Origin of the sequence: Flavobacterium sp. FPG59, assembly GCF_002150205.1 — a bacterium.
Taxonomy (GTDB): domain Bacteria; phylum Bacteroidota; class Bacteroidia; order Flavobacteriales; family Flavobacteriaceae; genus Flavobacterium.
Genome location: NZ_MTCA01000184.1, coordinates 1 through 6,199, shown reverse-complemented (window position 1 = coordinate 6,199; position 6,199 = coordinate 1). Strand labels below are relative to the sequence as shown.

The window sequence follows — 6,199 nt, the reverse complement described above, 5'->3', positions numbered from 1 at the left end:
ACTTGAATAGTTCCGTTAGGCGTGATTCCGCCATTACCTGGTGTTCCAACAGCTCCTGCCATTGTATAAGTGGCGTATGCAGTTCCTGCAGCAGCATTTGTTTTTCTCCAAAAATACAACGGTTCTGTAAGGTTATTAGCAGTGATAAAAGCATCAGCACTGATGGTAGATGGATACGGATTTCCTACTGCATTAAGAGTTCCTGAAGTCAAACCAGAAACAGAGATGTTTCCATTGTTTGGAACACCTCTAAAGATTCCGCTCCAGATAGTAGGAGTGGTAGGATGATCATTTGGAACACGAATTAAATACCCATTTCCTGATGCAAAATCAGTACTAGCTGGAGTAGCCACTGGTACATAAATGTTTGTAGTTGGATTATAAGTATAAAAACGATTGTCTAGCGTGTTAGGAGAAAAAGCTTTTAATTTTTGACCGCTTACTGGTGAAGACCATAAACTGTAATCTAAAAGCATCAGTGAAGCTCCATTTCGGCTGATAGTTATAGCGCCAGTATTGGTATTGGTAGTCCCATTTTGGATAAGGTTTGCATTATTTTCGAGAACGAATGAAGATTCTGTACCGTTATTAAATAAATTATTTGCCACAGAAAGATTATTTCCTGATTTAACTGTTACTGTACTTCCAGAGTCAATGGTTAAATTACCAGCAAGACCTCTATTGCTGTTGATGTTGATGCTACTGCTGTTTAGAGTCACATTGTTTGGAATCCCAGCCCCAGCTGTAGTTGCATTCCCAGTCCATTCGTTTCCTACATTGGCACCGCCAATAACGCTATTGTATACTAGACTTGACGCAGCACCATAAGTAGGAGTAGCACCTGAAAGTAATCCAGTTGAATTTAATCGTAGTGTCCCATTGATAGAAGGTGTGCCTGAAAGTGTAAGGGTTCCGTTTGTTGCTAATGTAGCCCCAGCATTTACAGTAGTACTTCCTAACAATGTTTGAGATTGGTTAAAAGTAACTCCGTTTGTATTTGCTATGATCGCATTTGTATTTGCAGTAAAAGTAAGTGTTCCTGCATTGTTGATGGTTTGAGCTGTTGTACCATTAAATGTTAAAGATCCAGCTGCAGTTGCAGGACTAAAAGTCAATGTTTGCCCTGTAGCTACATTAATATTTCCTTTTATTGAAACTGCTGAGGTAAGATTTATGTTGAGAGCCCCTGTGGTTATTGTAAGGTTGTCTATTGATAAAGCCCCTGTTCCGGTAGAACTTTGACTAAATCCAGTTGCTGCAATTTCAAGGTTTGCATAGGTTCTTCCGGAAAAAGCAGGAGCTTGATTTGCAATTAATTTAAATAAACTTCCTGTTTGAAAAACTACTACTGATGCAGGTTGCGTTTTTTGAAAAGGGTTTGAACCAGCGGCCTGAATAAAAGTAGATCCACTTGCAAATATAACACTGTTGCTTGTTCCGCTACCAAAAATGTTACCTGTACTATTTGTACTTTGCGTAAGTGTTGCACCATTTGTAAAAGTTAAACCACTTGCATCAGCAGCAGTTATGGCGTTTGTTGTTAAAGCCGTTGCGCTCGAAAATGTCATAGAACCGGCAACGGTTCCAGTTGCTCCTGTGCCAATAGCGATAGTCAAAGGGAAAGCACCCCCTGTAATGGCCACGTTAAGTTGAGAGCCACTTTCAACAGAAAAATCTGCTCCGCTTAGACCGTTAGTGATAGTTAGTATTTTTGCGGGTGTAGCTGATGTGTTTAATGTTATATTAGTATTTGATGCAACTGTAAGACCTCCTATGGTTTGTGTAGGTACATCAGTTACGGTAGTTGTAGCACCGTTATTGAAAACTAAAATATCATTTGCTGCCGGCGTATCTCTGCTTGGAGACCAGTTTCCTGCAAGACCAAAAGAGGCGCTACCTGTTTGGTTCCACGTGTAGGTAGTTTGTGCGTTAAGTGATGAACTCAGGCTCAAACCCAAAAAGGTGAGTAACACAAACAAAACATTGTTGAGTAAAGTTTTTTTCATAGAAAAAGTAATAAATAAGTGTTAGTTAGTTTTATTCAAGTAATTAAAATCATAATAGGTTTTGTACTAATATTGAGTAAGCAAAATGATCCTATTTTTTTTCAAATATTTGAAAGCCAAATATATTACTAATAATATTGACAACGCAATCGGTATGTTAATTTATTGTAAATTTTGGTCGAATTTAACTTGCTTTACTACGATACGGTTTTCTTAATTTTTTTTGTTTTATTAGCATTCAAGTGGTTTGATGAACAAAGCTTTTACTACAAGTCAAAAAATCACTAAATTTGTCTCAAAATTAAACTCCGATGAGCAATATCAGAATTACAAAACAATTTAGTTTCGAGACCGGTCATGCCTTGTATGGCTACGATGGCAAATGTAAAAATGTTCATGGACATAGTTATAAATTGTCAGTAACCGTAATTGGTACGCCAATTACAGACCGTTCTAATGTGAAATTCGGAATGGTAATTGACTTTACGGATTTAAAGAAAATTGTAAAAGAAGAAATTGTAGATCAGTTTGATCACGCTACAGTTTTCAACGGTACTACACCACATATTGATTTGGCTAACGAACTTATCAACCGCGGGCATCACGTAATTTTGGTGGATTATCAACCCACAAGTGAGAACATGGTTATTGATTTTGCGCAACGCATCAGTAATAGACTTCCAGAAGGTATTGCGCTGTTTTCGTTAAAATTACAAGAAACCGAATCCTCTTTTGCAGAATGGTATGCCAGTGATAATGTAAAATCCATTTTGTAACTTCATGCAATTACCCAACAACAAAAAAATATATTTTGCGTCTGATCAACATTTTGGTGCTCCTACGCCTGACTTGAGTTATCCAAGAGAACAAAAGTTTGTAGCGTGGCTTGACGAAATTAAAAGAGATGCCGAGGCTCTTTTTTTATTAGGCGATTTATTTGATTTTTGGTTCGAATACAAAACAGTAGTTCCAAAAGGTTTCATCCGTGTTTTGGGTAAACTAGCAGAACTTCGTGATAGTGGCATTCCTATCTATTTCTTTGTGGGAAATCACGATTTGTGGATGGCCGATTATTTCCAGAAGGAATTGAACATTTCAGTTTTTCATGACAATCAAGAATACACTTTTGGAGACAAAACATTCCTTATTGGCCACGGAGACGGAAAAGGACCTGGCGATTTAGGGTACAAACGCATGAAAAAAGTGTTTACCAATCCGTTTTTCAAATGGCTTTTCAGATGGTTGCATCCGGATATTGGAGTGAAATTGGCACAATATTTATCGGTCAAAAACAAACTGATTTCGGGTGATGAAGATGTGACTTTTCTTGGCGAAGACAAAGAATGGCTTATTCTGTATTCCAAAAGAAAACTAGAAACCAAGCATTACAATTACCTTATTTTTGGTCACCGTCATTTACCGATGAAAGTTTCCGTAGGTGAAAATGCCGAGTATGTCAACCTAGGAGATTGGATTGTATATTTTACTTATGGCGTTTTTGATGGTGAGAATTTTGAAATTAAAAAGTACGATAAGTAGTCATTTTCCATCCTAATTGGGTTAACAGTCATGTAAATATTAGTGACTGGACACCAATTTTAATCCAATGATGGAGCTTATTAAGGTCGTGATGAAAAATATCCTCCAGAAATCAGCGGGTTCTTTGAATACAAAAATCCCAACAAGAACTGTTCCTACTGCGCCAATTCCTGTCCATACGGCATAAGCAGTTCCTATGGGTAATGTTTGAGAGGCTTTGTAGAGTAATAACATGCTTATAGATAAGCACACTAAAAACCCTATCAACCATATTGTTGCTGTAGCACCTGAACTTTCTTTGGCTTTGCCCAAACAGGTTGCAAAACCTATTTCAAAAAGACCTCCAATTACCAGTAAGACCCAATTCATAATTATTGCTTAACAATTAACACCGAAGGAACGCCACTCAACCAAGTACTTCTTGAATCTACAAGTGCTTTCCAGCTCTCAAGGCTAATAAGCATTAAATCTTGCTGATCTAAGAAATCTTTTTTGATAATCTTATCGGTAATAACACTGATATTGTTTGGGAATTGTTGTTCTAGTGATTGGATGGCGCTATTCATCACAAAATTAGTAGTCAATCTTCCATTAACATCTAAGAGTATAATTTTGCAATTATTATTGTAAATTAATTTTTGAACATAGTCCATTAAAAAATAATCTTCAGAACTAAAAACCGGAATAAAAACTTGGTTTACTTGTTGTAGATCTTTATCAATAAGAATTCCAATAGGCATTTTGGTTTTGGAAATGATTTGTCTTGTTCTCTCATCAAATGGTGAATTTTCAAACAAGCCTTCTTTTCCTGTAAACTTATCTATTAAACGGTCAGGATTAATGATTCTAGTGGTAAACCCAATCACTTTCCCAAGGATAGTACCTTCAAAAATAGATTTTCCTAAACCTATTAGCAGTAAATCATAATCTCCTTGATTAGCAACATCGGCAATTTCAGTTTCAATATCTGTTGTAGCCTTGAAAATGGTAGTGATTTCTTGTTTTAGAATTTGAGATTCTTCAACCAAAGGGTGAAAACTGTTTTTTTCTTTGTCCTCTAGGTTGAAACTATGAACTTCGTCGCTTAAAGACAAGTGCATAACGGTAACGCTAGCGGTACTTTTTTGTTTTTTTACCAAGCTATTTGCAATTCGAAGCAGTGATTTTCCTTTTTCATTGTTCCCAAAAGAGATCAGTATACGGAACTTTGTATCATCTGAGGAGTCTACGTGTTCACCGCTATCTTTGGTTTTAAAAATAAAGTTAATTAAATCAAGTGCCGGTCCTGTCATAAATGTAGTTACGAGTGCCATAATAACCATCATTGTAAAAACTTCGGGTGTAAGTACTTTTAGTTCTAGACCTATGTTTAATACAATTAACTCCATCAATCCTCGGGTGTTCATCAAGGCGCCAATGGTTAAGCTATCGCGCCAACTTTGACCCACAAATTTGGCTGCTAGTGCGCTTCCAAAAAACTTACCTACAACCGCCACAAGAATAATGAAACCCGTTATTTTCCATAAATAGGGATCGTTTAAAAGACCAATTTCGGTTTTTAATCCTGTGAACACAAAGAATAGCGGTAATAGCAGAATTAGTGCGACATCTTCTACTTTTTCTATAAATATGGTCCTAAATTTAGGTACGTCTGGCATAATAGCTCCTGTCATAAAAGCCCCAAAAAGAGCATGGATTCCAATCACTTCAGTTGCGTATGAGGATACAATTAAGACCAAAAAAAAGATAGCTACAACCGGTTTTACAATACTGTCTTTAGTTCCATATAAATCTCCAATTCTCTTTAAGAAAGGTTTTACGATATAGATCATTGCTGCAACATATAGTACTGCAAGCATGATAATGTATAGTGAACTGACAAAGGTTCCCGCTTTTACAATTGCAATTACTACTGCTAAAATACACCAAGCAGTAATATCATCTGCTGCTGCGCAAGTAATTACAATAGCGCCTAATTTTGTCTTGTGTATGCCTCTTTCCTGCACAATACGAGCCAGTACTGGAAAAGCAGTGATGCTTAATGCAATACCCATGAACAAACTAAAAGATAAAAACTTAACGCCTTCTGGAGCAAATTGATTGTACACAAAATAGGCAAGCCCTATGCCCAGTGTAAACGGAATAATAATACTAGCATGACTGATTACAATGGCTTCGTTAGCTTTGTTTTTTAAGACTTTTAAATCCAGCTCCATACCTATTACAAACATAAAAAGGATCAGTCCTATTTGGCTTAAAAATTTTAAATTTCCTAAAGATGCTACTGGAAACAATGCAGCAGATACTTCAGGGAAATACAAACCCAATAAAGAGGGTCCCAAAACAATACCAGCAATAATTTCTCCTATTACTGAGGGCTGACCAATTTTTTTGAAAATCCATCCAAATATGCGTGCTACAAGAATAATAGTGATAATTTGAGCCAATAGTATGGCCAATGGATCCTGAAAATTATGAAGCATAGAGGCAATGAAATCGCCCCAAGATCCTTTGTCACTAATTGGGGATACAATTGTTTCATTAGCTTCGAGCGTTTTTCCTTTATTGATAATGAGATACATCAAAAAGAGAAATACGCCAGTCACAACCAAGTAAAAAATTGAGTTTTTATATTTTTTCATAGTGTTGTGGAT

Annotated in this window: 5 protein-coding genes; 2 read left to right on the top strand and 3 right to left on the bottom strand. The window is 36.5% G+C overall.

Features of this window, described 5'->3' with window-relative positions:
- Nucleotides 1-2,006 (bottom strand): beta strand repeat-containing protein (locus FPG59_RS12950; RefSeq protein WP_369596818.1); only part of this gene is annotated, 2,006 nt, incomplete at its 3' end.
- A gap of 311 nt (nt 2,007-2,317) precedes the next feature.
- Between FPG59_RS12950 and FPG59_RS12945 the strand changes: the two genes are divergently transcribed.
- Nucleotides 2,318-2,782: a 6-carboxytetrahydropterin synthase gene (locus tag FPG59_RS12945; protein WP_086455008.1), complete on the top strand. Its 465-nt coding sequence runs from the start codon at nt 2,318-2,320 to the stop codon at nt 2,780-2,782.
- 4 nt (nt 2,783-2,786) lie between these two features.
- Nucleotides 2,787-3,545: a UDP-2,3-diacylglucosamine diphosphatase gene (locus FPG59_RS12940; RefSeq protein ID WP_086455007.1), complete on the top strand. Its 759-nt coding sequence runs from the start codon at nt 2,787-2,789 to the stop codon at nt 3,543-3,545.
- Nucleotides 3,546-3,584: 39 nt separating this feature from the next.
- On the opposite strand, the gene FPG59_RS12935 is transcribed toward FPG59_RS12940, so the two are convergent.
- Nucleotides 3,585-3,914 (bottom strand): multidrug efflux SMR transporter, encoded by a 330-nt coding sequence (locus tag FPG59_RS12935; RefSeq protein ID WP_086455006.1) that lies wholly within the window; start codon nt 3,912-3,914, stop codon nt 3,585-3,587.
- A 2-nt stretch (nt 3,915-3,916) separates the two neighbouring features.
- A complete protein-coding gene (locus tag FPG59_RS12930) occupies nt 3,917-6,187 on the bottom strand; it encodes a cation:proton antiporter (RefSeq protein WP_086455005.1) in 2,271 nt (756 codons plus the stop codon).
- Nucleotides 6,188-6,199 lie beyond the last annotated feature (12 nt).

Excerpts from the sequence above, each read along its gene's own strand:
- FPG59_RS12935 (WP_086455006.1), bottom strand. The coding sequence starts at position 3,914 with ATGAATTGGGTCTTACTGGTAATTGGAGGTCTTTTTGAAATAGGTTTT.
- FPG59_RS12945 (WP_086455008.1), top strand. The coding sequence starts at position 2,318 with ATGAGCAATATCAGAATTACAAAACAATTTAGTTTCGAGACCGGTCAT.
- FPG59_RS12930 (WP_086455005.1), bottom strand. The coding sequence starts at position 6,187 with ATGAAAAAATATAAAAACTCAATTTTTTACTTGGTTGTGACTGGCGTA.
- FPG59_RS12940 (WP_086455007.1), top strand. The coding sequence starts at position 2,787 with ATGCAATTACCCAACAACAAAAAAATATATTTTGCGTCTGATCAACAT.